General features: G+C 57.5%; 24 protein-coding genes and 4 pseudogenes. 6 read left to right on the top strand and 22 right to left on the bottom strand.

All coding sequences use genetic code 11. The annotated features are described in order from the left end of the window. Nucleotides 1-172: 172 nt before the first annotated feature. From C2L64_RS48045 to C2L64_RS48110, 14 genes are all read right to left on the bottom strand, one after another. Nucleotides 173-493 carry a hypothetical protein gene (locus C2L64_RS48045; RefSeq protein WP_086908876.1) on the bottom strand — a complete coding sequence of 107 codons (321 nt, stop codon included), beginning with the start codon at nt 491-493 and terminating at the stop codon, nt 173-175. A gap of 301 nt (nt 494-794) precedes the next feature. After that, the gene (gene ccmI / locus C2L64_RS48050) at nt 795-1,616 is read right to left on the bottom strand and encodes a c-type cytochrome biogenesis protein CcmI (protein WP_103154243.1); all 822 of its coding nucleotides are present in this window, start codon (nt 1,614-1,616) and stop codon (nt 795-797) included. Next, nucleotides 1,613-2,101: a cytochrome c-type biogenesis protein gene (locus C2L64_RS48055; protein WP_086908874.1), complete on the bottom strand. Its 489-nt coding sequence runs from the start codon at nt 2,099-2,101 to the stop codon at nt 1,613-1,615. Before C2L64_RS48055 ends, ccmI begins: the two co-directional genes overlap by 4 nt. Then, complete coding sequence (locus tag C2L64_RS48060) at nt 2,098-2,637, bottom strand: DsbE family thiol:disulfide interchange protein (protein ID WP_086908873.1); 540 nt, start codon at nt 2,635-2,637, stop codon at nt 2,098-2,100. Before C2L64_RS48060 ends, C2L64_RS48055 begins: the two co-directional genes overlap by 4 nt. Continuing rightward, on the bottom strand, nt 2,634-4,604 hold the full coding sequence (locus tag C2L64_RS48065; protein WP_103154244.1) for a heme lyase CcmF/NrfE family subunit: 1,971 nt from the start codon (nt 4,602-4,604) through the stop codon (nt 2,634-2,636). Before C2L64_RS48065 ends, C2L64_RS48060 begins: the two co-directional genes overlap by 4 nt. Further along, nucleotides 4,601-5,068 (bottom strand): cytochrome c maturation protein CcmE, encoded by a 468-nt coding sequence (ccmE, locus tag C2L64_RS48070; protein WP_086908871.1) that lies wholly within the window; start codon nt 5,066-5,068, stop codon nt 4,601-4,603. Before ccmE ends, C2L64_RS48065 begins: the two co-directional genes overlap by 4 nt. Next, nucleotides 5,065-5,244 (bottom strand): heme exporter protein CcmD, encoded by a 180-nt coding sequence (ccmD, locus tag C2L64_RS48075; protein WP_207634608.1) that lies wholly within the window; start codon nt 5,242-5,244, stop codon nt 5,065-5,067. Before ccmD ends, ccmE begins: the two co-directional genes overlap by 4 nt. Continuing rightward, the gene (locus C2L64_RS48080; RefSeq protein ID WP_086908870.1) at nt 5,241-5,996 is read right to left on the bottom strand and encodes a heme ABC transporter permease; all 756 of its coding nucleotides are present in this window, start codon (nt 5,994-5,996) and stop codon (nt 5,241-5,243) included. The genes ccmD and C2L64_RS48080 overlap by 4 nt, the downstream gene beginning before the upstream one ends. Nucleotides 5,997-6,043: 47 nt before the next feature. Then, nucleotides 6,044-6,709, bottom strand: a complete 666-nt coding sequence (gene ccmB, locus C2L64_RS48085; protein WP_207634607.1) for a heme exporter protein CcmB — start codon at nt 6,707-6,709, stop codon at nt 6,044-6,046. Nucleotides 6,710-6,711: 2 nt separating this feature from the next. Next, nucleotides 6,712-7,389, bottom strand: coding sequence for a cytochrome c biogenesis heme-transporting ATPase CcmA (gene ccmA, locus C2L64_RS48090; protein WP_103154392.1), 678 nt, complete (start codon nt 7,387-7,389; stop codon nt 6,712-6,714). A 12-nt stretch (nt 7,390-7,401) separates the two neighbouring features. Further along, the gene (gene msrA / locus C2L64_RS48095) at nt 7,402-7,953 is read right to left on the bottom strand and encodes a peptide-methionine (S)-S-oxide reductase MsrA (RefSeq protein ID WP_086908914.1); all 552 of its coding nucleotides are present in this window, start codon (nt 7,951-7,953) and stop codon (nt 7,402-7,404) included. A 489-nt stretch (nt 7,954-8,442) separates the two neighbouring features. Beyond that, a complete protein-coding gene (locus tag C2L64_RS48100) occupies nt 8,443-9,360 on the bottom strand; it encodes an NADP-dependent oxidoreductase (RefSeq protein WP_103154393.1) in 918 nt (305 codons plus the stop codon). Between the two features lie 63 nt (nt 9,361-9,423). Beyond that, nucleotides 9,424-10,341, bottom strand: a complete 918-nt coding sequence (locus C2L64_RS48105; protein ID WP_086908866.1) for an NADP-dependent oxidoreductase — start codon at nt 10,339-10,341, stop codon at nt 9,424-9,426. A gap of 183 nt (nt 10,342-10,524) precedes the next feature. Then, on the bottom strand, nt 10,525-11,103 hold the full coding sequence (locus C2L64_RS48110) for a cytochrome P460 family protein (protein ID WP_086908865.1): 579 nt from the start codon (nt 11,101-11,103) through the stop codon (nt 10,525-10,527). Nucleotides 11,104-11,980: 877 nt separating this feature from the next. Between C2L64_RS48110 and C2L64_RS48115 the strand changes: the two genes are divergently transcribed. After that, nucleotides 11,981-12,883, top strand: coding sequence for an aspartyl/asparaginyl beta-hydroxylase domain-containing protein (locus tag C2L64_RS48115; RefSeq protein ID WP_103154245.1), 903 nt, complete (start codon nt 11,981-11,983; stop codon nt 12,881-12,883). Nucleotides 12,884-13,871: 988 nt separating this feature from the next. Here the strand turns inward: C2L64_RS48115 and ccsB are convergent. The 5 genes and pseudogenes from ccsB to C2L64_RS56170 form a co-directional block, all read right to left on the bottom strand. Next, nucleotides 13,872-15,020 (bottom strand): c-type cytochrome biogenesis protein CcsB, encoded by a 1,149-nt coding sequence (gene ccsB, locus C2L64_RS48120; protein WP_322790679.1) that lies wholly within the window; start codon nt 15,018-15,020, stop codon nt 13,872-13,874. Between the two features lie 258 nt (nt 15,021-15,278). After that, a complete protein-coding gene (locus C2L64_RS48125; RefSeq protein WP_086908863.1) occupies nt 15,279-15,590 on the bottom strand; it encodes a high-potential iron-sulfur protein in 312 nt (103 codons plus the stop codon). Nucleotides 15,591-15,985: 395 nt separating this feature from the next. Then, nucleotides 15,986-17,098, bottom strand: a pseudogene (locus C2L64_RS48130) (IS5 family transposase). Between the two features lie 756 nt (nt 17,099-17,854). Next, nucleotides 17,855-18,316, bottom strand: coding sequence for a hypothetical protein (locus C2L64_RS48135; RefSeq protein WP_133061142.1), 462 nt, complete (start codon nt 18,314-18,316; stop codon nt 17,855-17,857). Between the two features lie 160 nt (nt 18,317-18,476). Beyond that, on the bottom strand, nt 18,477-19,130 hold the full coding sequence (locus C2L64_RS56170) for a DUF3331 domain-containing protein (protein ID WP_322790668.1): 654 nt from the start codon (nt 19,128-19,130) through the stop codon (nt 18,477-18,479). Nucleotides 19,131-19,407: 277 nt separating this feature from the next. Here C2L64_RS56170 and C2L64_RS56500 point away from each other — a divergent pair, with 277 nt between their 5' ends. Continuing rightward, a complete protein-coding gene (locus tag C2L64_RS56500) occupies nt 19,408-20,094 on the top strand; it encodes a cytochrome b/b6 domain-containing protein (RefSeq protein ID WP_103154247.1) in 687 nt (228 codons plus the stop codon). 406 nt (nt 20,095-20,500) lie between these two features. On the opposite strand, the gene C2L64_RS55465 is transcribed toward C2L64_RS56500, so the two are convergent. Continuing rightward, nucleotides 20,501-20,794, bottom strand: coding sequence for a hypothetical protein (locus C2L64_RS55465; RefSeq protein ID WP_242681733.1), 294 nt, complete (start codon nt 20,792-20,794; stop codon nt 20,501-20,503). A gap of 31 nt (nt 20,795-20,825) precedes the next feature. Between C2L64_RS55465 and C2L64_RS48155 the strand changes: the two are divergent. From C2L64_RS48155 to C2L64_RS48165, 4 genes and pseudogenes are all read left to right on the top strand, one after another. Continuing rightward, nucleotides 20,826-21,095, top strand: a pseudogene (locus C2L64_RS48155) (transposase); the annotation flags it as partial. Between the two features lie 228 nt (nt 21,096-21,323). Further along, the gene (locus C2L64_RS48160; protein WP_244212277.1) at nt 21,324-22,292 is read left to right on the top strand and encodes an IS110 family RNA-guided transposase; all 969 of its coding nucleotides are present in this window, start codon (nt 21,324-21,326) and stop codon (nt 22,290-22,292) included. Continuing rightward, nucleotides 22,289-22,666, top strand: coding sequence for a hypothetical protein (locus C2L64_RS55470; protein ID WP_244212278.1), 378 nt, complete (start codon nt 22,289-22,291; stop codon nt 22,664-22,666). Before C2L64_RS48160 ends, C2L64_RS55470 begins: the two co-directional genes overlap by 4 nt. Nucleotides 22,667-22,695: 29 nt before the next feature. Next, nucleotides 22,696-23,593: pseudogene (locus C2L64_RS48165) on the top strand (IS3 family transposase); the annotation flags it as partial. 30 nt (nt 23,594-23,623) lie between these two features. On the opposite strand, the pseudogene C2L64_RS56610 reads toward C2L64_RS48165, so the two are convergent. Next, nucleotides 23,624-24,176: pseudogene (locus C2L64_RS56610) on the bottom strand (IS607 family transposase). A 101-nt stretch (nt 24,177-24,277) separates the two neighbouring features. After that, on the bottom strand, nt 24,278-25,288 hold the full coding sequence (locus C2L64_RS48175; RefSeq protein WP_086908855.1) for a VTT domain-containing protein: 1,011 nt from the start codon (nt 25,286-25,288) through the stop codon (nt 24,278-24,280). Between the last annotated feature and the right edge of the window lie 156 nt (nt 25,289-25,444).

A 25,444-nucleotide genomic window follows, 5' to 3' on the forward strand; every position in this document is an offset into this window, starting at 1 on the left:
CGCGGGTGGGACCGGGATTTTTTCTGCAAGACGGAGACGTCCCGCTGCGAGAATGTTGATTGCCGCGCTGGTGCCGCGGTGACGATACGCGGCACATTCGGCGCAGGTCCGTTCTCCTACCGAGACCTTCCCGGCGCTTCAGGCCAATGCGCCCTGTTACAGCAGCCGCGGGTCACGGTTGAGTGACTTTCATCGAGCTCATCGAACCACACGCCGGTGTGACCGCGCTTGTACTGCAGCATGCTCTGGAACAGGCGAACAGGCTCCAGCCCGCGTCGAGCACGGATTTGGCCGTCCATGTCCTGACCAGCGCCGAAGCGTTCACGTTCCCGCCGACAAAGATGGCGCCGTACTCCTTGTCGAGCGCCGTGGAAAACTTATGCAATCGATCTTTCCGCGATTCCGGATCTTTGCATAGGAGCGCACCTACGCCCGCCTTCTTCCGCGCGCGTTGCGCCTCGCTGAGCTCTGCGCCGGTCAAGCGTAATAACATTCGCGTCGCTTGTGGCCGTTAGGTCCTTCAGACCGAGATCGATACCTACGGTCTTGCAGCCCCCTGCGGGTTCGGCCTTCGGATTTTTCGGAGAATTCGATATACCATAGGCGCGCGCATCCTCGCAGTTGTTCCTGGCCGTATAGGCGTGCCTTCAATTCCTCCGAAAACATCAGCACATTGTTACCGCGTTGTCTACAAGAGCCTTTCATCCCCTTGAAGGCCGAGGTCTTCAGGCTTAGCGTGAATAAACGTCAATGTCAGTCCGTACCGATCTGGTCAAGCTTTATATGAAGCATCGCTACTTCGTCAAATCGCGGGCGCGAGCGACGTCTTTGGCAATCGAGGCGCGGCTTGCGTCTCCCTCAGGCAGTGCGGCCATAAGTCGTTCCCAGTAACTAACCGCGTTACTGTATTGACCGGCTTGAAACGCGGCCATGCCTACTAACTTTAGGCTCACTGCCTCTTGCGGGTTGCGGGCGAGAGCCTCGTCGGTGAGTGCTTGCAACTTGGGAGTCCATTTACGATCACCCGCGAAATATTCGGCCTCTGCCCAGTGACCCAGCAGTTCCGGCGGCCGCCCTGCAAGCGTCGCCGCGCGCTCGTACGCCCGGGCCGCTTCGGACATGCGTCCTTGTGCCATGTAGGCGCGGCCCAACGACGACCAGCCATCGGCCGAGTCGGACGTAGCAGCTAAAGATACTGCTTCCTGGTGCATAACGATTTTCTCGACATTTTGTGCTACGGAGCGTTGGTGGAAGAGCTTAAGCTGGTCAAGCGAGCCCCAGTGCAGGTACAGCGCCAGCGCCAGAAACGGCGTTGATAGCGCGGCTGCAACCGGAATAGTTCTGCCTAGGGGAAAATCAACGGCATTCTCCGCATGCCGGGCATCGTCCAGCAGTTCACGTGCAGCCTCGACGCGCCCGAGATCGAACTGGGCGGCGTCGAGCGCGCCGACGCGGTGCTGCTCTTGCAATTCGTGCAGACGTTCGCGGTAGAGGTCGACATTCATACGGGTGCGATCGGCATCATCGTGCTTGCGCGAGAGGCCCAACTGGGGCACCAGGATGAAGCCTAGCGCTGCTGCGAACAACAGTCCTGCGTAGACCCAGAAACTGATCATATATCTCGTCCAATGGATGTGTCCGCGGCTCCAAGCAGGCCCGCTAAGCGACGCTGCTCGTCGTCCGACAATGGACTTGCTGTCGGATGGTGTGTTCGACGCCGGCTTGCGACGATAACGGCGATGATCGCACCTCCAGCGAGTAAAATTCCTGCAGGGCCAAGCCATAGCAGCGCCGTGCGGCTGGAAAGAGGCGGGTCGTACGACACGAAATCTCCGTAGCGCGCGACCATGAAGTCAATGATTTGGTCGTCGCTTTGGCCTTCGAGCAACATGCGATGAATCAGACCACGCAGATCGTTGGCGATCGGTGCATCCGATTCCGCGATGTTCTGGTTCCGACACTTGGGGCAACGCAGCTCGACGGCCAGCTCGTGATAGCGTTCGCGCTGGCTGTCGGTATCAAAGTCACGGGGATCGATGGCGGCGTAGCAGGCACTGATCACGCCGAGCGCTAGCGCGATCAGAGCGAAAACACGCTTCATGGTCCGGCCTCCTGCAACAGCTTGGTATAAACCGGGGCAAGTTCATTCCGCCAAACATCCTCGTCGAGGATTCCGACATACTTGTCGCGGATGACCCCTTGAGCGTCGATGACAAACGTCTCAGGTGCACCATAAACGCCAAGGTCCACACCTAAAGATCCGACGCTATCCTCAACGTCCAGCAGGTACGGATTGTCCGACTTACCCAGCCAGCGGAGCGCCGTGGATCGGTCGTCCTTGTAATTGACACCGTAGATGACTACGCCTCGAGAGGCCAGTTGTATCAAGAACGGGTGCTCCAGTCGGCAGGATGAGCACCATGAGGCCCAGATGTTAACCAACGCCGGTCTTCCTACAATGTCCTTGCGTGTCAGGGTGCGCGACGGCCGGTCGAGAGCCGACAGGGCGAAAACGGGAAAATTTCTTCCGATTAGCGCGGATGGCACGTTGCTCGGATCGAGGAATAAACCGCGATACAGCAGACCCGCGATGAGTAGAAACACCGCCAACGGCAACAGCAACGGCAACCGCTTCATGTTCGCGCTCCGCGAATGGGTCTCTCCCGGGCCAACCTGGTAGACTTGGCGCGATAGCGCCGGTCTGTCGCCGCGAGGGAACCGCCCAACGCCATCAGCAGCACACCCACCCAGATCCAGCGAACGAAAGGTTTGATCTGTACCCGCACCGCCCAAGCGCCGTCGGCCAGCGGTTCACCCATGGCTACGAACAGATCTCTGGTGAAACCCGCCTCGATAGCGGCCTCGGTCATCGGAGTCCTTTGGACCTGGTAGACGCGTTTTTCCGGATGCAGAATTGCCACCTCGCGCCCATCTCGACGGACCCGTACACTGCCGCGATCGGCGACATAATTCGGCCCCTGAATCCGCGTCGTACCTTCGAAAATAAAATCATAGCCCCCGACCTGGATGGCTTTTCCTGACGTCATGCGCAAATCCCGGTCAACGCTGCAGACACTTGTCAGCACGGCGCCCAAGGCGCACACTGCGAAGCCTAGGTGGGCCAGTTGCATTGCCCAATACTTACGGCCGAGAGTGGGCAGGCCCGTGAGCAATCCTTTGTTGCGCGTTTTGTAGAACACGTCACGTATGCCTGCGAATACGATCCACGCAGCCAGGAAGCAGCTTGCAGCCACTGCCCAACGCGACCGGGTCTGCAAGGTAGCCGCGACCATTGCGAGCGTCAGACTCGCCGCCAGCACAGGAATGAGCATTCGCGCGAGCCAGCGCACTGGCGTGGCTTTCCACCGCGTGAACATGCCGACCGCAGCCGTCGCCATCAGCAGCGCCATCAGCGGCACGAACATGGCATTGAAGTAGGGCGCCCCCACCGACAGCTTCGTGCCGGTAAGCGCGTCCAGAACCATCGGGTAGAGCGTCCCGAGTAGGATCGCGGCCGCCGCCACTGACAGCAACAGATTGTTGACCAGCAGCAGCGTCTCACGTGACCAGATTCCAAAGCTTGCATGGCTCTTGACCACTGGCGCGCGAAAAGCAAACAGCGCAAGCGACCCGCCCACCACGCCCAGGAGAAACGCGAGCACGAAGACGCCGCGTGCCGGGTCGGTGGCGAAGGCGTGCACGGAGGTCAACACGCCCGACCGGACCAGGAATGTGCCTAGCAAGCTGAGCGAGAAAGCGGCGATCGCAAGTAGCACAGTCCAACTCTTGAATGCGCCACGTTTCTCAGTTGCTGCCAGAGAGTGAATCAGGGCCGCGCCCATTAGCCAGGGCATCAACGACGCGTTTTCGACGGGATCCCAGAACCACCAACCGCCCCACCCGAGCTCAGAGTAAGCCCACCATGACCCGACGGCGATGCCAACGCCGAGAAACGCCCACGCTACGTTTGTCCAGGGACGAGACCAGCGTGCCCATGCGGCGTCGAGCTTGCCATCCAGCAAGGCAGCGATGGCGAATGCGAAGGCGACCGAGAAGCCAACATAGCCCATGTACAGTATGGGCGGATGGACGATCAGGCCGACGTCCTGCAACACAGGATTGAGGTCACGGCCATCGACTGGGACATTAGGTAGCAAGCGCGCAAACGGGTTGGAGGTGCCGATCAGAAACAGCAGAAAGCCAGTGCTTATCATGCCCATCACGGCCAGTACTCGCGCCTGCATCGCCTCCGGTAGTTGGCGCGCGCCGAACGAGACTGCAGTTGTCCATCCGGCCAGTATCAAAGCCCATAGTAGCAACGAGCCTTCGTGCGCACCCCAGACTCCACTGACCTTGTAATACCAGGGCAGCGCACTGTTTGAGTTTTCCGCAACATAAGCAACCGAGAAATCGTCCGTTAGGAATGCGTGCACCAGGCAGGCGAAGCTGAACATCAAGAACGTGAGCTGTCCCCACGCGGCCGGCTTCGCCAGCGCCATCCAGCGTTGACTGCCCCGCCAGGCGCCAACTAATGGGACGCTTGCTTGAACCAGTGCGAGACACAGCGCCAGGATTAGGGCTAATAGTCCGAGTTCCGGGATCATCTATACGACTCCTGTTTGCCGCGCGGAACCTGGCCTCCCGCACCGATTTTCTTCAGCGCACCCAGCGCTTCAGGCGGCATGTATTTCTCATCATGCTTGGCAAGGACTTCATCAGCGTGCAGTGCGCCGTCGGGCTCTATGTGACCCATGGCGACTATGCCTTGGCCCTCGCGGAAAAGGTCAGGCAGGATGCCCTCGTAGCGTACGAGGATGCTGCTCTCTCCGTCCGTCACGACAAATCGCAGTGCCAGTGAACCCGGCGAGCGTTTCAACGAACCGGCCTGTACCAGCCCGCCCGCGCGAATGCGTGCGTCGCGCGGTGCCTCACCAGCCGCGATCTGAGTTGGCGTGTAAAACAGATTGATGTTTTGCCGCAACGCCGCCATTGCCAATGCCGCGGCCGCGCTCGCGCTACAGAGCAGCGCCAGCATCCAATACAGTCGCTTTTTGCGTGCGGGAGTCATTGTGATACCTCACGGCGGCGGCTGCGCGAGAGTTTGTTCAGATACCGACGGCGTGCCAGCAAAGGCAGTATCACGTTCAATGCCAATAGAGCAACGCACAAACCATAGCCGCTCCAGACGTAGGCGCCGTGTCCACCCATGGCGAGAAAATCAGCGAACGACGCGAATGCGATCATGTCCGACGCTCCAGAAGCCGGGCAACCTCAGCATCGGCCCAACGGCTGCCAGTCTCGCGCTGCAGCACTGCCAGGCGCATGCGCGCGAACAAGACCGCTCCGAAGAAGCCATAGAATCCCAGCACGGTTAATAACAATGGCATCCACATCTGCGCCGGCATGGCCGGCGCATGCGTAAGCGAGAAGCTGGAGGGCTGATGCAGAGTGTTCCACCATTCGACCGAATACTTGATGATGGGAATGTTGACAACGCCAACCACCGATAGCACCGCACAAGCGCGCGCGGCATTATCGCGATTGGTGATCGCCTGGCCCAACGCGATGACACCTAGATACAGGAACAGCAGGATCAGCATGGAGGTCAGGCGCGCGTCCCATACCCAGTAAGTGCCCCACGTGGGCTTGCCCCATATCGCCCCCGTGCTCAGCGCGATGAATGTCATCCAGGCACCGATGGGGGCCGCCTGCTGTAGCGCGACGTCCGCCAGCTTTATTTTCCAGATCGTCCCGATGACCCCGGCAGTCGCCAACATGACATATATCGATTGAGCAAGCAGAGCAGCCGGCACGTGGATGTACATAATGCGAAAGCTGTCGCCCTGCTGGTAGTCTGCGGGCGCAAATGCCAGTGCCCATGACAGGCCGATCACGAGCAAAAGCGCGCTCGCAGATCCGAGCCATGGCAGACACCTGCCACTCATGGAGTAGAACAGCTTTGGCGAGCCCCATTTGTGTAGCCAGGTCCAGTTCATTCGAGTTGCTCTTGAGCGGTCGTCGGGTCGGCACCACGGGTGGCGCGTCATTCGGCAACACTGATGGAAAGCGCCGCGGCAATCGCAAACGGCGCTAAAGTCATTGCCAGCGCGGTAAGGCACGACAACCACAGCAGGTATCCCGCAACAGGCAGGCCCTGCAACGCGGCTTGCAGAGCACCGCTACCCAGGATCAGCACCGGGACGTACAGCGGCAGGATCAGCAGCCCCAGTAACAACCCGCCTCGACGCAAACCAACCGTGAGCGCGGCGCCGACTGCACCGAGCAGGATTAGCACTGGCGTCCCCAGCAATAGGGAAAACAGCAGCGCGCCAAAGCAATGGACCGGGAGGCCCAGCATCAAGGCAAGGAGAGGTGCCACCACCACCATTGCCAGACCGCTGCAAATCCAGTGCGCGGTTACTTTGACCAGTACCAGCGGGAGCATCGAGTGCGATGAAATCATCCATTGCTCCAGCGAGCCATCTTCGAAATCAGCGCGGAACAGGCCGTCTAGCGAAAGCAGCACGGCCAGCAACGCCGCGACCCACACTAGCCCTGGCGCCGCCTGTTGCAGAAACCGTGATTGCGTCCCTAGCGCTAGCGGAAACAGAGCGACGACAACGGAGAAAAACGCTAAGGGGTTAACAACGTCCCCTGGCTGGCGACATAACAGACGCAACTCGCGGTTAAGTAAGGAAATCACGACCATGGTCACGTCGCGTACTGCCCAAGATCAAGGACAGCGTAAGCTCGCGCCCGTTTGGTCAGTTCGTGGTGCGTAGTCAGCACCACCGTACCGCCGCGCTCACAATGCATTGCCATATGCGCTTCAAGTTGCTCTGTGCCTGCCCTGTCCAGCGCCGTAAACGGTTCATCCAGTAGCCATAGCATCGGTGCACTTGGCAGGTACAGGCGCGCCAATGCAACGCGACGCTGCTGGCCCGCTGAAAGGGCATGGCAACGCGTGTCCTCAAAACCACGCAGGCCAACCGCAACAATCGCCCGCTCTATCGCGGCAATCGCATCGCGCCCATGCAATGCTCCTAGCCATGACAAGTTTTCCTCAACGGTCAAGAGTGCCTTCACACCGGGGGCATGACCTATCCATAGCAGCCGAGAAGCGAGGGCTCCGCGCTGCTGGGCGAGCGCGTGACCGAACAGCTCGACATGCCCCTCAGCAGGCTGAGCCAACCCGCATAGCAGACGCAGCAGGCTGCTTTTTCCGCTGCCATTGGGGCCTGTGATGCGCAACATGTCACCAGCCGCGAGGCCGAAGCTCACGCCGTCGAACAACCGACGCTGGTTTCGTTCGCAACCGAGACGGACCGCGTCGAGCACTCGGCGCGCAGTGCGAAAACTGCCATCTGGCCAGACGCAAGGATCTTGCATGACGTAATGCACCTAAGACCGGGTATTCGCGCCAGCAAGAGTACGAATCGTCGCGGAATTGTCTGCTGTCTCGCGCTTCGGAAGGACCCAGTTTTGACGAGGAAAGTGACAGGTGTACCCTCCCGGCTGCTTCTCAAGATAGTCTTGATGCTCCGGCTCAGCTTCCCAGAAGTCTCCGACCGGCTCGAGTTCAGTGACAACGCTGCCCGGCCACAGGCCCGATGCTTCCACGTCGGCAATGGTCTCCAGCGCCACCTTTTTCTGTTCGTCGGTCGTATAGAAAATCGCCGACCGGTAGCTTGTTCCGACATCGTTACCTTGACGGTCCAGTGTCGTCGGATCGTGGATTTGAAAGAAATACTCGAGAATGCGCCGGTAGCTCGTCTGCGTTGCATCGAACACAATCTCGATTCCTTCGGCATGAGTGCCGTGATTTCGGTAGGTCGCGTTCAAAATGTCGCCCCCGGTATAACCGACGCGAGTCGAAACAACGCCGGGAAGCTTGCGGATTAGGTCCTGCATCCCCCAAAAGCATCCTCCAGCAAGTACAGCACGCTGATGCATGTTAAACCTCCCTGATCTGATGGAAAATATCATTACGGCGCTCGCTCTGCGTGCCGTCGCTATTTGAAGACCCAACGGTGGAGCGCCACTAAACTGGTAGCGCAGCTCTCTACCGGAACACTCGCGGACAACACTCCGAACATAGCTTTAGCCGCGGAATGGATCGACTCGCCCGTGTCAATCTCGAGCGACAAGACAAAACCGTCGTGTGGCGAGGAATGTTCTTCCCCGAAGACAGCACCGTCCGTTCCCGTCCTCGTGGCAACATAGGGCGAATATGCAGTCGTTCGAACGCGAACGCGTCCTTCGACTATCGAAACCGCAGTCATGAGACTCCGTTGCCTTGCTGTCGCGGAACACGTTACCGTTGGCAGTCGAGCTACATGCATCGCACATGTACTACATTTTTTGGCCGGACAGACCGCAGCAAAGCGCTCGGGCGAGCAAGCAAATATTTATGTGTGTCGGTTACCGCGCTTTACCGACTCCTCACTGACGAATGCGGATGATCGTCTTTCCTTCACGTCGTTTGCTCGGGTTCAAGGCTGCGACGGCATCGTCGAGGGTCGAGATCTCGCCAATGTTCGTCCGTAGTCGTCCGTCCCGCACGCGCTGGACAATCTCGGCCAATTGGGCGCGATCGGACTCGACAACAAAATCTATCGCACGCCCGTTATAAGGACACGCCTCGGACGGCCCGACAACGGACACCAGTGTCCCTCCGGCTCGAACCAGACCTGCGGATCGTTTCCCGATGTCGCCACCGATGACATCGAATACGAGATCAACACCACCGACGTCCTCCAGCGTATCGCTATCGAGGTCGACAAACTCTTGCGAGCCAAAGTCGAGCGCCTTCTGACGGTCGGCGGCGCGCCCTGTGCCAATGACATACGCGCCGGCCTCTCGCGCCAGTTGCGTCACCATCGTGCCGACCGCCCCGGCGGCGCCGTGAGCGAGCACGCGCTGGCCTGCCCGGAGGCCCCCATGTTGAAACAGCCCTTGCCAAGCGGTCAGCCCTGAGATCGGCAGGCTAGCGCCCTCTGCAAAGTCGACGTCCCCGGGCAGCGGTGCAAGGTTCCGCGCCTCAATCGCGACATACTCCGCCAAGGTTCCGTCACGGTACCAGTCGGCGAGTCCGAACACTCTCTGGCCTACCGACAGACCCGTCGTTCCGTAGCCGAGAGCGGTGACCACACCGGCCAGTTCATGGCCAGGGATCGACGGCCTTCGGTCATGGTCGCTGCGATCGGCCCACGTTGAGGGCCACGCCATTTCGGTAGGGACGAACCCAGATGCATGAATCCGAACAACAACGTCGTTTATCCCCGCCGACGGCTCGGGCCGCTCGACAAGATTCAATCCTGCCAATCCCGCTGCCTGATCGGTTGCTACAATCGCCTTCATGTGCATTCTCTCCATGTTGCGTGCTTCTTTACTGGAACCGTCGCAGTGACGTCGGGGTATCGGTCACGGACGAATTCGGATGATCGCTTTTCCGTTGGTCTTTTCGGTCGGGTTAAGCGCAACAACGGCGTCCTCAAGGTTAGAGACCTTGCCGATATGCGTACGTAACCGACCCTCACGCACTCGCCGGACGATTTCGCTAAGTTGGGTGCGCTCAGATACGACAACGAAGTCGATCGCCAAGCCGTCAACAGGACGCGCCTCGGTCGGCCCGGCAATTGTCACCAGCGTTCCTCCGGCTCGAGTTACACGAGCGGACTGCTTCCCGATTTCACCACCGAACACATCGAAGACCAGATCCACTGCACCGACATCTTCCAGGTCGTCGTTCTCAAGATCGATAAATTCTTGCGCGCCGAATTCGAGCGCGGTCTGCCGGTGTCTAGCGCGTCCGGTGCCAATGACATGGGCGCCTACCTCGCGCGCGAGCTGGGTTACCATCGAACCGACTGCACCGGCCGCTCCGTGCACAAGGATGCTTTGTCCTGCCTGAAGGCGACCGTGGTCGAATAGTCCCTGCCACGCGGTCAGGCCCGGCATTGCGACGCTTGCGCCCACCGTGAAGTCGACGTCGCCTGGCAGCGGCGCGAGGTTGCGCGCCTCGATCGCCACATACTCGGCCAAGGTGCCGCTGCGATACGAGTCCGTAAGGCCGAACACGCGCTGCCCCACCGAAAGTCCCCTCGTGCCATAGCCGAGGGCGGTGACTACACCTGCCAACTCTTGTCCGGGAATTGATGGTGTCCGGTCACGACCCTGACGATCAGTCCACGTGGACGGCCACGTCAACTCATCCCAAGTGAATCCCGACGCATGGACTTGAACGACTACGTCATTTATCCCTGCCTCCGGCGCCGGCCGCTCGGCGAGCTTCATGCCGGTCGTCCCGGCAGACTGGTCCATCACAATGATTGCCTTCATGTGATTTATCTCCTCGGTTTTTCGCCGAAACGCAGCAGCGGCCGAAAACCGTTCGACGCCTCATATCAGACGCCAGGGGAACTTTCAAAAGCAAAGGACAATCAGCACGGCGCCGTCATCCTCGCTTTTCCAAGATGCTGAAGCTAGCGCAGCGGCTCGACAACAGCCGAGACCGTGTCCACCTTAGCGACCGAGAGGCGGATAACCCGTCGTATATATCCAGTCTGAAGCTTGCGCCGGTATGTGACATCCCTGGCAGTCTTTCTTATAGTCCGTGGATGTAGTTTTCTTTGGATCGCCTGCATCAAACCAGGACCAGCCCCATCCGTCGCCCCAAAGCTTGTTTTCCGGAAAGCGACCGACGTCATCTCTAACCATCACGAACCAGCCTGAAAGGGTGCCCGCACTGCTTACCGTACCTGTCGTCATTGGATTTGTGTTCGCCTTGTACACTTCCTTCACCAGAACAGCGCCATCTGGAAAATGTCCGGTCTTGCGATATGCGGCGATGGTTCCCGGTGACGCATAGACCACGTGCAATTGCTTTGAGCCCGGGCCACTGTCTGCGGCAACAGCCCAACTGCCCAGCATCTGATAACTGGTCCGGTAATCGACCGGCACGTGCATATTCCCCTTGCCGTCGACAACGGCCGCGGTCGTCCCCTTGTACGGTAAGCGCGTCTCCGACTGCCCGTAGGCGCTAACAGCTACCGTCACGGACAATCCTGCCAGGGCGACGCACAAGACACCGGCTATTCTCATGGCACTGCTCCTTGTGTTGATGAACACGTATAGTTTGCTGCCGGAAGACTAGAGGTGCAACGGCGCTTGAGTATGCAAGGAATATGCGTGAGTATGCCTCCGGGCTCACACATACATGGCGCAGGACCATGAGATGCCTCAGAAAATTCGGCTCACCATGGAACATGGCTGCCACGCACAGCAAACACTCTTCACCGGGAGTAACAATCGTCTGACCGTGAAACGCAGATCGCCGGCTCTCCAAGGTTTCGATTGGCGTCATCCCCAGCGTTGCTCCGCAAACCCCTGTAGCACTGCCGGGTTCACCTTTCTGGCCGCAAAGCGAACTACTCGGACTGTGAGCATCGTTTTCAACCAGACGTCGACGCAGCACCAGGCTTTACGTCATGCCGCCGGCTTTGCACTGGCGATACATCGGCGTCACGGGTGGGAACGCCCTGGCCCTGCACTGACCCGCGCGACCACGTCAAAGATGCACACGTATCAACAGCGTATACCGAAGGATGCAGCGCTTCCGTTTTCACATCATTTAAAATGACGGAAACTCGTGATTTGCGTCGAAGCGCTTGCGTGTGGCCAGCGCGCACCGGGCTAGTCATCGAGACAAACGAAAGAAGACACTGATATATTGTTCGCCGGTTAATACGCGGCAACCTTTCGTGACGCGCCGGTTGCGCTCCATCTACAGACTGTGCCCTTTGGTTTTAGCCGGGGTATTTCTCGTCGCTCTCACTCGGGGGCACGCAAAGACGGCGCAGCAGTCCGGCATCAACCGCCTCATTAAGTCCGAACCTGCGTACGGTCGCACATACCACGTGGCGCCGGAAGCAAACTTTTGCCGATCAAGTTTTACCTTGACGATATTTAGGAGTATTCGGTGCGCGTGTTCTTCTTGTTTTGGTTTGTTGCTAGCGCGTCCTACGTGGCAATGCGAGGTAGGCTACGCTTCCCATTTTGGCGGCAATTATCGGACCATTCGACGTTTCTAGCGCCGATTAATGCCGTCTTCTATATGTTCTCAACTCTGAAACGAGGCGCGTATATCGACGTGTCCAGCTTTCCTGAACTCATGTCGTTAAAAGCCAACTGGAAGACTATCCGCGATGAGGCCATGGCAGTCGACGCAGCACAGAAAATTGCGGCTGCACAAGACTATGGCGACATTGGGTTTAATTCATTCTTCAAGACCGGCTGGCGCCGGTTCTATCTAAAGTGGTACGACCAACCTCATCCGTCCGCAACGGCGCTTTGTCCAGTAACGACACGTTTGCTACAGGAAATTCCATCCATAAGAGCGGCGATGTTTGCCCAGTTACCGCCTGGCGCGAGCCTCGTTAGACATCGCGACCCATACGCCGGATCCATCCGTTACCATCTCGGACTCGTTACGGCCTCCAGTCCCAGTTGCTTTATTGAGGTGGATGGGGAGAAATATTATTGGCGCGACGGTGAGGAGGTCATGTTCGACGAAACCTATATCCATTACGCAAAAAACGAAACCGCAATTTCGCGCATCGTCCTCTTTTGCGATATCGAACGTCCGATGCGTTATCGGTGGGTTGTTTCATTCAACAGGGCTTTCTCGAACGTAGTGCTCCGCGCGGCAACCTCTCCAAACGAAACCGGAGACCGTATCGGCTTCCTGAATCGTGTATTCAAGTATATTTACGCAATCCGTAGATTGGGAAAGCGGATGAAGGCTTGGCATCGGCCCACCTACTATGCAATTAAGTGGTTGCTGTTCGGATTAATCTTTGCAGGCGTTATTTACGCTCTTTAATCGCCCGTAGACCTTCCTCCCTAACCTCGGAGTGCCGGAGCTATCCATAGCCTATTGACCAGAATATCATCCGCGAGCTGGCGACGTCCTGCCGTGCGACTATCCACCGCTGCAACAATGACGGAGCCTGCGCATTGGTGATCAAGATGGCGGGCGCCGCCGAAGCCGCCTATCTGTCTACCGGTCTTAGCGTCGGGCGCCTGCGGCGTCGCCAATGGCCCTCGCACTTCCTAAGCGCCCCGTTTCACGGGGTATGGCATTTCGCGCGTGCGTTGCAGGGAGATCGAACGAGTATCTCGGGGTCGCAATCGAAGCGGACAACGTCGCCACGAAGATATTCGCAGTGGTCGATGCGATCGGATACGCACCGCGACGAGGGCCGGACCGGGCATGTTACCGCAGCGGGCGTCATCGCCCGCTGCGGACGACGTTGACTCAAAGTCCTGCGACGCTCACGGCTATCCGTGTGCCGGTAGGGGTTGACCATCATGCAACGAAGGGCCGTGTCGGTCGGCGCCGCATTGAGTTCGCGGTTTCACAGAGGCGAATGGGAATGGCGTACGATATTTCAATCCGACGCATTGGGAGCTTTCGGGCGCTCAAACGGTACCTCTTCAGTAAGCGCTCCTGTCTACAGAGCTTCACGGTTTGATAGCGTCAGACTCCAAGTCCCGTCAGCGTGCAACAGCGGCTCACGCTACATGCAGTCTGAGCAATGGCCGGCTGTCAAGAACATCGCGTTGTGCCGCGACTCGCGATAAAGAGCCCGTCCTTCATTGGAACGAACACAATGAAAAAGGCTCGATCTGCGCGCCCCTGTGCGAAGTGATCATGATCTGCTGGAAACCCGAAGGACCGACCAACGTAGCTAAAGTTAGCCGGCGCATGCCGCCCACTTCGGGCGGCAGCGCATGATCCTCTTAACACACGCCGCCTGACTAGCGAACGGCCCGTAGACCGCCGGTCCTCAAGAAGGCGCACACCACTTTCAGAGTTTGCCGTAGCTATGCAGACCAGAAAGAAACATATTGACGCCGATGAACGCGAATGTCGTGACTACTAACCCCGTCAACGCCCACCACGCTGCAGGTCTGCCGCGAAGGCCCTTGAGCAGACGCATATGCAACCATGCAGCATAGTTCAGCCATACTATCAGCGCCCAGGTCTCCTTTGGATCCCAACTCCAATAACCGCCCCACGCTTCCGCCGCCCATAGCGCACCTAGAATCGTTGCGATGGTAAAAAAAGTGAATCCGACAGAAATTGACTTGTACATCACATCGTCTAGTACTTCAAGCGCCGGGAGGCGATCATCCAGGACCCCCTTCTCTTTCATCAGGTAGGCAACGGCTACCATCGCAGATAGAGCAAAAGTGCCGTACCCGATAAAGTTCGCCGGTACGTGTATTTTCATCCACCAGCTCTGGAGCGCCGGGACAAGCGGTTGAATTTGTTGTGCATCCCGCGATATCGAATACCACATCATAAAAACCACCGCCGCGCTAACCACGAGCAGCACGAAGGCTCCGAGCGCATGTGTATTGTAGTGTCCCTCGTAATAGAGATAGAAAAGCGCCGTGATAAGGTTGAACAGTACAAAGACTTCATACAGGTTCGAGATGGGAATGTGCCCGATGTCAGGTCCGATCAGATAAGATTCGTACCAGCGCACCATCATCCCGACGAAACCCATCAGAACAGCGCTCCATGTGAGTTTCGATGCGATCCCACCCGCCGACGCCGAGCGGGCTATCATGGCAATCCAGTAGAACAGTGTTGCCAGGACGAACAGCGCGCTCATCCAAAGAATTGCGGATTGACTCGATAGAAGGTACTTCAAGAAAAAGGCGTGATCGGCTCGATCGAGAACGTTGCCGTACAGGTTAATCGCAAATAGGGATAAACCAGCGATACCGAGCATTAGCATGCGCGCCGGCTTCCAACGCCATCCCAGCGTGGTAAGAGCAGGAATCGCGCATACCAGCACCAATCTGTCGTAAAAATTCATGTGCGAGTGATACTTGGCCAACGCGAACACTGCCCCGCCGACCAAGGTCACCGCGAATAGCACATCAAGAAGCAACGTTTTCGGGGGGATTCTCGGCTGCCAGACCGTAACGCGTGAAGAGGGCGCGATTTCCACCTTCTTGTCGCGCGATGGTGGGAGATGCGGAGCATCTGACGTCATGTCCATTTTCGACCTCGATCTTGGAAAATATGCCTCATAGGCCGTTCATCCGTGAAGTGGTGTGCATCGGAGACAGGCGCTCGGGCAGGCGACGTCCTGGGGGAGGCTAAGAGCCCCCCTTGTTTGACTCGACGCCGTCGGAGAATGGTAATTCGAACGCACGATTCGTCGCAGAACTCCCGACTCGCGCGGGCGGCAACCATTGAGTTACCCTCTCTGCGCGTACCCATTACACCAGCCAGCCCCTTCGACAGTCTTGCCGGTGAATAAGGGGCAAGCAGCAGTCTTTGAGGATGCTTTGCCTTGGTAAAATTGACAGTTTGCACAGTTCTGCCCGGCCGCGTACCTCGGAAACTTTGCTTTGTCCACCTTGCTCGCGTCCACCCGGTACCCGAGTGCCACTGCGCTCGGATCTGCCTCAGAAAGTTCCTCCGCTGCATGACCGACGAGCGGAAAGAAAGCGCTCGAAACTAACCCCACAGCGCTTCGTACGATGAACTCACGACGACACGACTTCATTTCAACCTCCTCATTGGCTTGTTGGGCAATATTGGCTATTCAAGAGACTTTCATGAGATGAAAATCTGGAACAGCCTGGACAACGTATTCACTGGTGCTGCCCGCCGGAGCGTATCGTATCGGCTGACAGGACAGCATGTCGCCCTAGCAATTGATGGTATGGCGATGTGCATTCAGCCGCAATGTCCCGTGGGTATCGGGCTTATATACTGCCGCATACGAGTCCGGGGTTACTCGCGCGCGCCCTGAACCTGCATAACAGGCTGCGGAAATACACCCCACCAGAAGCAACGTCCATATCGCCGAGCGGTTGCCGCCGCAGATTTTCTGCATTGCGAAATTCCAACGCCAATTCAACTCTTTTTTCGACGCCCTGAGGAACATTTTTCGCCCCGTTATCGCGATTTCCGATACCGCGGGCGGACCTGCCCCAAAGAGCGCATGCGCACGAGGTGTAGGCGGCCATGTTCAACACGACCATCTGGTCGACTTTCTTCAACCCGCGCACCATCACCTGCCGCATGCGCCCCACGGTCTTCGCCCACCCGAAGCCTTGTTCGATCAGCTTGCGCTTTTGCTGCGATATCGCATAGCCCACGGTGTGCACGATGGCATCGGGCACAGCTGAACGACGACCCGAGGTGTTCTGTGCCACGTGCGGCGTGACCTTCGTCCGCTGGCAGGCTTCGATGAATTCCTGTGCGTCGTAACCCTTGTCCGCGCCCAGCGTGATTTACGCAGCCGCGTGCTTCGCTGCTTGCCGCGCATCGTTGATCATGCCCTTGACCGCTTCACATTCGGCATGTCCGTCAGCACAACTCACGCTGGCGTTGACCACTAGCCCATGGCGGTTGTCGGTCAGCGTGTGGCCCATGAAACGTTCGCTGGCCGTCTGGCCCTTGCGGTAAAGCCGAGCGTCGGGATCGGTCGTCGACCCGTGCATCTCGTTACTCCGCTTGCTGCCCTTAAAGTCGCCCCCGCCGCGACCAGCGTCGTTATCCCTGTCGTTACCGTCCTTGCGCACAAAGCTCTTGTGTCCCGCCCACGCCTGGATCAGCGTGCCGTCCACGCTGAAGTGCTCGCCCGACAACCAGTTCTTCTTCTGCGCGATGGACAGCACTTCATTGACGAATTCGACCACCGCATCGTGGCGGATCAGACGCTCGCGGTTCTTCGTGAACACCGTCAGCACCCACACCGAATCGTCCATCGATAGACCGATAAACCACCGAAAAAGCAGGGTGTATTGCGTTTGCTCCATGAGTTGGCGTTCGGACCGGATCCTGTAAAGCACTTGCAGCAGCATGGCCTGCAGCAGTTTCTCCGGCGGGATACTCGGGCGCCCGCCCTTGATGTCAACTCATACATTCCGGGAATAACCCGTCCATCTTCGCCAGCGCCTCATTCGCCATGAGGCGAATCGAGCGCAGCGGATGTGGGCCTGGAACGAAATCGTCCAGCTTCCGTACGCAAAACAGACTTTCGGTGAACGTGTCGGCGCCGCGCATGATCTCCCGAGGGACAAGTGAGCTTCTCACATCAAGGATTTTACTATCCGTCACGATGACTTCCGCGCGAGGTATTTCCGCAACCTGCTAAGGCCGCCTCTTTCTTTGACTATGAACCGCATTCGCCAAACGAAAGCCATAGACGAGGCGAGACAATCTACCCCGCGTGAAACCCCGCTTCGCGCCGCAATATACAAGCTATTACGCGGCGTGTGCTTCGTTGAGATCGGCAAGTAAAACCGAACCGCACTTCTCACCCCGCCGCTACCGTGTAACGAAACATCACGTGGTAGGTTTACGTCGGTGATAAGCTTACCTTGACGACACCCCTGTTGTCAGACTTGAAAGGAAATTTGCCCGCCTTATTGGCGGGTCTTTTTTTCAATATGTTCCTCAATGAAACGCAATTCAAGCGGAATCACAAAAGCGAAAGGTCCAAGAAAAGTGTGCTCACTTCAGCTTAACGCGTTTGCGCACACCGCAAATCCATTCTGATCAATCAGCGGGTCTCAAACCGAGGCTAACAATTGATGGAAATTCGGCGGTGGACGGGCAGTGCGTGGGGATATGTACGCCGGAAAACACAACTTTTAGAAATCGAGCAGCCAATCAGCACCGCGACAGCACCGAAGCGATGCACCCTCTCACGGATTTATGTCCTAGTCTCGCGAATGGACAGCGCTCCTCCGCGCTCAAAGTACAGCAAAAAACTTCAGGCCTGAACTAAGAGAAATGACGACGGTCTTGCAGAGCAGCTCAGCGGAAATGTCGGGTGACAAGAGGAAGCAACAGTAATATCCCAAGTGCCGCTACCTTAAGAAAAAGATCAACCACCAGCACACTAAACACCAGCGGAGACGATTCATATGCCATCGATAGCGCTTCCGCGATAACGATTGAGCTGACGGCACAGAGGAAAAGAAAAATAGCCTTGGCAAACCGCATCTTGACTACAGTGCCGACGGCTAACGCGACCCATATCAATCTCCCCAGCACAGAAGCGAGACGCTCCGGCGATGATCGAGCGAGTATGAGCTCGATTGGTAATTCCAGTATCGACCACACTGCAACAGAAAGCGGAAGCGCGCACCGCGCGGTTCTCGGGATTACGTGCAACAGACTAGCCAGGAATCCTTCCTCTTTCTCCCGGAAAGAATTCATTCGACTGATTACATTTTCAAGTCGTTTCTCTAGTCTGCTCGAACGAGTGGCCGACATGTTAGCTCCAGTGTACCAAGACCTTGGAAGGCCGCACCGCGGCTTCGTTACTGACTCGTGTAATGGCCGCGAAGCAGATACGACCATCTTGTCCAAAACGAACGCAGTTCCCTCTCTGACTGTCAAAAGACGCGCTCTCAGTTTGATCAGTGCCTCGCCATCATCGTCGTGCGCTCGGTACGCGCACGCACGACGCAAGAATCATTCGATGACTATTTGCGGGCGCCCGAGTCTCGCTCACCCATGGTCGAAAAACTGAATCCCCGATCTTGATCGGCATACCACTGAGTGCGCAGAATGATCGGCCGTGTGCGAGACCCATCCTCCAGACCTGATCGCCAAAATACCCCGTAGTCGAGTCGCTCCAGCAAACACTGAGCGTGACGGATGAAAGCCACTCAATAATCGAAATCCTTGCCGGCATCAGCTCCTTCCGCGGCTTTTCCTTTGCCGCCTCAGAAAGCAAGGTCTTAGTTAGACGAAGTTTCTTCTTTTTTACAAGCGCTGCTGCAGCCGGTGCCGGAGCCGGCGCCAAAAGGCAAAGCAACGCTCTCTCAATAATGTCTTCGCGAGCTTCTAGAGTCATTTGACACCTTCTTCGTTTGTCGACATCACCATTAGGGAACTTTCTCATCACGGCTACGCGAGCGTTGTGCCTCTTCTGAGAGGCAAGCGTGACCGTGATATTTACGCCCCGCGTGCGGTCCAAACTAAGCAATCCGTGATTGATTACCGGCCTGACGGGACTGGGAGGCAATGTTAGCCATGTAGAGGCTACGCTACAATATTCGTTGCGTATCGTCACTGCATCCATCGGTATATTCGACTTCCAATCCCGTCTTAAGCTCCTTACGTATTGTTGCTAGAAAAACGAAGGAGGTTCATGTGATTTTGTGTCATCGTTGTGACGGAAGACATCGTTTACTCCAAAAGACAATTTTGACGGCATCGAGAACAGCAGATGCGGTGCAATACGTTGGTATAAAACATCGATACCAAATATCTGCATCGCATATTTGTGAAAGGCGGCTCCCGCGACGTACACTCGCAGCATAAACTCCCGCGAATGTATAGGCCGAAAATAGTAAACCTTGGATACGACATCAGAGTCACCTTCCCCCGAAATAGAACGCCTGCCTGTACGGGTTTGGGACCAATCAGTCAGAATCTTTCACTGGTCGATCGTGGGTCTCGTCATCGGGGCCTATGTGACGTCTCGGTTCAATTGGATGACGTGGCACGTTCGTCTTGGGCAAATAACCCTTACCCTATTGATCTTCCGGATTCTGTTGGGTTTTTGGGGCAGCGAAACCGCGCGCTTCAGGCGATTTCTCGTGCGCCCCTCAAGCGCGTTGATCTATACACGTCGCTTCTTTTCCCACGCTGAGACGAAGTACGTCGGACACACACCCGCCGGGGGATGGATGGTGATTGTGCTCATTTTGGTACTGTCGATGCAGGTATTGACCGGATTATATGCGTACAACGACGTGGCTCGGGTAGGACCGCTTTTCGGTATGTTCTCCGGTGACACCTCAAATATTTTGGTATCTGCGCACGGGTTACTGTTCACAATCTTGATGACGTTTGTCGCTATCCACATAGCAGTTATTACACTGTATCGGATCGTGAAGCGACAAGATCTGATTCGACCAATGACAACGGGAATACAATATCTACCACCAGGCTTTCGGAAACCAAAGATGATCTGCGCAAGTCGAGCATTGTCGCTGTTTCTTTTCGCGGTCGTCATTGCGACACTGGTCTCCCAGCTATGACCGCTAACTTAATGGTGCACAAATCTGCACATGCAGATTTGGGTCGCGGGGGTAACGGTGGTCCCTGCTAAGGGGCACGGCGTTGCTACCGTGACCAGTGATGCCTGTCGCACTCCGACGCAGCAAGCCGCCCCGGGTGCCGAGCCAGCGCTCGTGTATCACACCTCTGTACGCTGCATGAACGCTGCGCCAGGCGGCCACACGCGAATCGCCGCTTCTCCTTGCAGGTAGCTCGAGGGCCTGATGACCACCCCGTACCGGCACACGGACAACCGTGCCAGTGCGCGGCAGACGTTCAGTCAACTTCTGTCCACGACGGGCAATCACGCCCGCTGCGGCAGCATGCACACTCCAGCCTCGTCGCGCTGCGTACTTCACCGCACCGATGATCGACGTATAGGCCGGATCAACCAGAATCAGCTCGACACCCGCCCCGAAAGCACTTCGCTTCGAGCAGCTGTCGGTATTTTGCATAGAGCAGCCCCGAGAGCATGCGTACTCCTCTCGGGCTGAGCTGCGCCATCGCTTTCTTCTTTGCTGCGAAATCAAGATTCTCTGCAACGACGGGTTTCAATTCGTGCTTCGCCCACGCAACTGCCGCCGACAGCGCCTCGGAGAGCACCGCCTCACGCTGGCCCGACGTGGCATCTTCACGAAGCAACACGAAGGCCTGAGGCCGGCTGAAAAAAGTGGAGGCCAACGTTTCGTAAAATAGAGGAACGGAGGCATTGATGAATCGGATCCCGAAAGCGGTCTATACGAAGGAATTTCGCGAAGAGGCAGTCAAGCTCGCGCAGACGGAAGGCGTCGGCGTGTCGGAGGCGGCACGCCGGTTGTCGATCCCGATGAAGTCGCTGGCGAACTGGGTGCGCGCCGCGAAAGCGGGCAAGCTCAAGACGGTTGGGCAAGGGCAAAAACCACTGACTGACCTGGAGATGGAACTGAACCGTGTCAAACGGGAACTGGCGGAAGTGAAGATGGAGCGCGATCTGTTAAAAAAACATCTCAAGGGACGCGCCCCTGCCCGAAGGGCAGAAACTCCGCGGCACAAGTACACTGGTGCGCATCAGGGAGAGCGGCCGTTGAATTATTGGTGATTCATCCCGTTAAAAAACATGGTCCAGGGACTGATGCGGACCCAGCATTGGTGACGCCGTCAGGCGATCCCGTTCAGGAAGGTGATCTACTCCGCTGTCCCGCTCTCTGACGATCGCCAGGCGGAGGCAGACATGAAGACGACGAAGTCCCAGGGCGCCACCAGCGGCGCATCGTTTACGGTAGTGCATCCTTATGCTGCAGCCATCGACATCGGCGCGAAGTTTCACGTCGTCGCGGTTGGACCGGAACCGGTCCGGTCATTTGGCAGCTTTACGCAGGAGCTTCATCAACTCGCGCAGTGGCTGAAGCAGATCGGGATCGCGACGATCGCGATGGAATCGACCGGTGTTTACTGGATTCCCGCTTTCGAAGTGCTGGAAGCGTACGGCTTCGAGGTGGTGCTGGTCAACGCACGGGATGCGAGGAACGTGCCGGGCCGCAAGACTGACGTCAGCGACGCGCAGTGGCTGCAGACGTTACACGCGCACGGCCTGCTGCGGGCCAGCTTCCGTCCCCGGCATGATATCGCGACGTTACGCGCCTATCTGCGTCAACGCGAACGACTACTCGAGTATGCCGCAGCACATATCCAGCACATGCAGGAGGCGCTGATGCAGATCAACCTGCAACTGCATCATGTCGTGCAGGACGTCACCGGCGCTACCGGCATGAAGATCATCCGCTCGATCGTTGCCGGCGAACGCAATCCGGAAGAACTGGCCCGGCGTCGTGACGTCCGCTGCAAGGCGTCGAGCGAAACGATTCGCGATGCGCTGGTTGGCAATTACCAGGACGAACATGTGTTCGAACCCACCCAGGCGCTCGCACTCTATGATTTTTATCAAACGCAGGTGGCGCAGTGCGACGAACGTATCGAAGTCGTGCTCCGACAATTACATGCAAATGCGACGCCTGTGAGCACTCCGTTGCCTGCCGCGCGTCGTCGGAGCAGGCAGTTGAACGACTTCTCGTTCGACGTACGTGCGGAGCTCTACAGCATGCTCGGTGTCGACCTCACACAGATCCACCGATTCGGACCTTACCTTGCGCTGAAGCTGGTCGCTGAATGCGGCACAGACATGTCGCATGGCCGACGGTGAAGCACTTTACATCGTGGCTGTGTCTGGCGTCCGGCAACAAGATATCTGGCGGGAAGGTCCTGTCGTCCAAAACGCGGCGCTCGTCCAGCAAGGCTGCTGCTGCGCTCCGTCTTGCCGCCGTCACCATCGGCAAGACAGACACGGCACTGGGCGGATTCTACCGACGTCTGTCGGTACGGATCGGCAAGGCGAAGGCCCTCACCGCTACGGCCCGCAAGGTCGCGGTGCTGTTCTACAACACGTTGCGTTACGGGATGAAATACGTCGATCCCGGCGCCGAATACTATGAGGAACGGTACCGCCAGCGGGTCCTGAACAATCTCACCCGACGGGCCGAATCGCTGGGCTACGTGCTGCAGACCAAACCAGCCTGATGGTTCGAGTTTCTCAGGAAGTTTGCGGCCTACTTTGCGAAGGAGTCGCGGTGAAGTACGGCGTGATCGAGCAGATGCGACGGAACTACCCGGTGCCGCCGATGTGTCGGCTGCTGGGTGTGACGACCAGTGGCTACTATGCGTGGCTCAAAACGCCCACCCTCGTCCCGTTCGCAACAGGACCCCCGTCTGGAAGCAGAAATCCTCGCCGCGCACCAGCGCACGCGCGAGACATTCGGCGCTGAACGACTGCAGAAAGATTTGACGGAACACGGTGTGCAGGTGGGTGTGCATCGCATCAAGCGATTGCGCAAGAAGCTTGGATTGCGTTGCAAGCAGAAGCGCAAGTTCAAGACGACAACCAATTCGAAGCACGACCTGCCAGTCGCGCCGAACCAACTGAATCAGAACTTCACGGTGAGCGCGCCGAACCAGGCGTGGTGTGGAGACATTACGTACATCGCAATCGACGAGGGCTGGCTGTACCTGGCGGGGCTCAAGGACCTGTTCAGCGGAGCGCTGGTCGGCTATGCGATGAGCGAGCGTATGACCAAGCATCTGGTGATGCAGGCGCTGTTTCGGGCGGTCGCGTCGCACCGACCGCCGCCTGGCCCGATTCACCACACAGACCGCGGCAGCCAATATTGTGCGCACGCGTACCAGAATCTTGTCAGCCAGTTCGGCATGCAAGCATCGATGAGCAGACGAGGCAACTGTTTTGATAATGCTCCGATCGAATCATTTTGGGGTACGCTGAAGAGCGAGCTGGTCTATCATCGGCGGTTCGCCACTCGGCAGCAGGCGCAGCAAGAGATCACGGAATACATCGAGATATTTTATAACCGGCAGCGGACATAGGCGCGGCTTGACTATCTGTCTCCCGCCGCGTTCACGCAGCGTTTCTCCTTGAACAAGATCGCTGTTTAACCCGTCGGCGTCCACGAGTTCCGACCGACGTCAGCGCGGCGAAAAGACCGTCAGTATTTCAACAAGGTCTTCGGTGAGTCGCTGCTCGCGGCTGGCATTCGGGGGTAGCATCCAGAACTACGACTTCGACGCGGAAAAACTCGCAGATACGGACAGCAGTTCACTACCAAAGCGCAACAGCCGGTCTTTCGTCACCAGCACAAGCCGCGCGACGCGTCCACGAAGGATTTCCTCCAGCAACCGCTGCAGTCCCTTTTTGCGATAATTCAGACCGCTGCCCAGGTCCGAAATGATCTCGATATCTACGAAGCCTGCTGCGACACAATGCTTCTGCAACCGCGAGGCCTGTGTCTTTAGCTGACTCAGCCTGGTCGTGCGATGAAACGCGCGTGTAACAAACCGTCTTGCCCGCTACAGCAGGGGCAGCATCACCCGCAGCCTGCACCGTGTCATGCTGATATCGGCGGTGCCCACCCATGGTTCGGCAGGACGGCGACAATAGTCCCTGCCGATGCCAACGTCGCAGCGTGCCGACCGCAACACCCAGCTGTGCTGCCGTTTCCCCAATCGATAACAGTCGCATGAGATATCCCTCCGCGATATCTCATAAAGCAATCGTCTTTAAACGTAACGATGAGGTTTGTGCACGTTCAACAGTTACAGTTGCAAACCCGGGCCGCCCTCTCATGATGCGGATCGCGGATGAATCTTGCCCACCGCTTCTCGCGTCGCCTCATCAAGCAAAAGCGGTTCAAGAGCGAAGCCGGCAGCCCGCCACGCCTTAAGTCCTCCGGCGAGCGGAAAGACGTCGCTGTACCCTTCCGCCTTCATTTGCTCCGCAACCAATGCCGCACTCACTTCGTTTGGACAATCGCAGTAGACGACAAATTTCCTGCTTCTGTCCAATCCGTCGAGCTGCGCCACCGATGCATCGTGGTCAAGCACAATCGCGCCTGGGATCCGCACTGGATCGCACTGTCGCTTCATTCTCCGTCGCGCATCTATGATCCAAGGCGGAGGCTCTTGTGTCAGTAGTGCATCGAGCTGCCCAGCGTCGACCCGTGGCATGCGCAAACGCCGGCGCAGAGTGGCTCGGTGTCGCCATCGGATGCCTACATAGATAATCAGAGAGAAGGCGGCAATAATCGCAGTCCCAACACCCAACCAATCGAGGGCTTTAAGAATCGGTTCTACGGTTTCAGCAAACACCGAGCCGAGAGCTACTCCGACGGTCGCCCATATTGCAGCCCCGACGGCATCGTAAAAGAGAAAATTGATGAGCGGTACGCCCATCGCACCAGCCACCGGGACCGCCAGCGTAGAGAGGCCCGGAATAAACTTGGTAACGACAAGTGCACGAACGCCGAACTTGCCGAAGAGCTCACCGCTTTTGCTCACACAACTGTCCCGCGACATCGACATGCTGCATAGGAATCCCAAGACCCGACTTCCATAACGTCGTCCCAGCCAGAACCACAACAAGTCGCCTACGAGAGCAGAACTCGTTGCGACGAGAACAACAGTGAACAGGGAAAGCCTCATCGACCAAGCGTTCTCATGGCCGCCTACCAATGAGGTAATTACGCCGGTGAGTAAAAGTGTTGGCATCGCAGGCACTGGCAAACCGAGCGACTCAATCAGTACGTTCAGAAATACCAGTGGCAAACCGTACTCGGCAATCAGTTCTCGAAGCATCGATTCGACTCAAGGAATAAGACTCAACAGCCGCCAGCACCGATTCAGCTCGAACACCTGATGCTGCCCCTTACTCTTACGGCAGTGAGCCTGTAGAAGTACCTCATATATTGCACCCATATGCGGTCATAGGCGATGCGATCAAGTCTTCTCCCG

Source organism: Paraburkholderia hospita (genome assembly GCF_002902965.1).
Classification (GTDB): domain Bacteria; phylum Pseudomonadota; class Gammaproteobacteria; order Burkholderiales; family Burkholderiaceae; genus Paraburkholderia; species Paraburkholderia hospita.